The sequence below is a fragment of the Halogeometricum sp. CBA1124 genome (assembly GCF_009741955.1).
Lineage (GTDB): Archaea > Halobacteriota > Halobacteria > Halobacteriales > Haloferacaceae > Halogeometricum > Halogeometricum rufum.
This window is the reverse complement of sequence record NZ_WPCD01000352.1, coordinates 1-1,514: the sequence shown is the minus strand read 5'-3', so window position 1 is coordinate 1,514 and position 1,514 is coordinate 1. Positions and strand designations below refer to the sequence as shown.

2 protein-coding genes and 1 pseudogene are annotated in these 1,514 nt (G+C 74.1%); all 3 read left to right on the top strand.

Annotation, left to right across the window (positions count from 1 at the left end):
* A pseudogene (locus tag GJ632_RS24490) lies at positions 1 to 257 on the top strand (ABC transporter ATP-binding protein); the annotation flags it as partial.
* The gene (locus tag GJ632_RS21420) at positions 250 to 1,167 is read left to right on the top strand and encodes a hypothetical protein (RefSeq protein ID WP_191453976.1); all 918 of its coding nucleotides are present in this window, start codon (positions 250 to 252) and stop codon (positions 1,165 to 1,167) included. The pseudogene GJ632_RS24490 and the gene GJ632_RS21420, both read left to right, overlap by 8 nt.
* Positions 1,164 to 1,484, top strand: coding sequence for a hypothetical protein (locus GJ632_RS21415; RefSeq protein WP_191453975.1), 321 nt, complete (start codon positions 1,164 to 1,166; stop codon positions 1,482 to 1,484). Before GJ632_RS21420 ends, GJ632_RS21415 begins: the two co-directional genes overlap by 4 nt.
* Positions 1,485 to 1,514: the final 30 nt, after the last annotated feature.

Below are 1,514 nucleotides of genomic sequence, written 5' to 3'. Positions count from 1 at the left end.
TCCTCTCGACGCACATCCTCCCCGTCGTCGAGGAGGTGGCCGACACCGTCGGCATCCTCTACCAGGGGTCGCTCGTCGCCGAGGGCTCGCCCGCCGAACTCGTCTCGCGGGCCGAGAGCGGCGGCGGGACGCTCGAAGACGCCTTCCTCGACGTGACGAGCGCCGACCCGACGGCGTCGGCCGAGTCGGCCGCGACGGCGTCCGACGCGGACGGGACGACCGGGATAGCGGAGGAGGAGACGACGCCCGATGTCTGAGTCGGGTGGACGCGCGCCCGACTCCGGTGCGGTGGCGTCCGAACCGGGGTGGGCGGCCAACGCCGTCCGCGTCGGCCGCTTCGAGTTCTGGCGGTCGGTCCGCGGCCTCCGCGAGAGCACGGGTCGGTTCGTCCTCACCGTCCTCGGAACGCTGTTCCCGACGGCGATGTTCCTCCTCCTCGGCGCTCTGCTGGTGGGGTCGGTCTCCGTCGACTCGGTCCCCGTCTCCGACGCGGCGCGGGGCGGTGTCGCCATGTTCTGGTCGTTCGTCGTCTTCCTCGTCGCTCAGCGCGTCGTCTCCACCCGCCCGCGGCCCGAGGCGGAGTCGCTCCTCCTGACGGCCGCCTCCACGCGGAGCGTCGTCCTGGGTCTGGCGCTGGCCGAGACGCTCCGCGTCCTCTCGTACGCGACGCCGCCCGTGCTGGTCGTGACGGCGCTGTCGGCGTACGCGCTCGGTTCGTTCGCGCTCCTCGTCGTCGTCCCTCTCGTCGTCCTCCTCGCCGTCCTCTCGGCCGTCGTCGCCGGGTCGCTCGTCGGCTACGGCGTCGCCCTCCTCCTCGCCACCTCGCCGTTCGTCGCCCGGCACAAGACGGCGCTCGGCGTCCCCGTCGTCGTCGTCGCCATGGGCGCGTTCTTCGCCTTCCAGGCGCCCGAACTCGTCGGCCTCGACCGGGCGACGTTCGCGTGGCTCCCGATGGGCTGGTTCGCCGACCTGACGGGCGTGGCGACGCCGGTGACCGGGTCACCGCCGCGCGCGGCGGGTGCGTTCGTCGGCGCCGTCGGCGTCCTCGTCGTCGGCGGTGCCCTCCTCGAACGCGAGGCGTCGGCGCTGTGGTTCGAAGCGGCCGTCGACCCGTCGCGACGGGCGACGACGCGGCGTCGGCATCCGCCTCCTCGCCCGGCGCCGTGACGGGCGGTTCGGACGGCGGGTCGTCCGCGTGGTCCGGCCTGAGCGCCGCCGTCTCGCCGTTCGCGTTTCCGGCGCGCGTCGACCTGCCGACGCGCCGCGTCGCGGAGATGACGCTCCTGCGCGCCCGTCGGGACCCGCGGCGACTCACGTTCCTCCTGACGCCGCTGTTCGTCTTCGCGGGCACGCTGGCCGGAACCGGGTCGCTTTCGAACGTCCTCTCGACCCTCCCGCTTCTCTGCGCGGCGTTCCTCCCGTGGGGACTCGGCGCGGCGACGACGCTCAACCCCCTCGCGACGAGGGGAACGTGCTCCCGATAACGCTCGTCGCCGCGACGCCGCGGCAGTTCG

What these genes read in the sequence shown, in the direction of transcription:
- GJ632_RS21420 (WP_191453976.1), top strand. Translation starts at nt 250, where the DNA reads ATGTCTGAGTCGGGTGGACGCGCGCCCGACTCCGGTGCGGTGGCGTCC.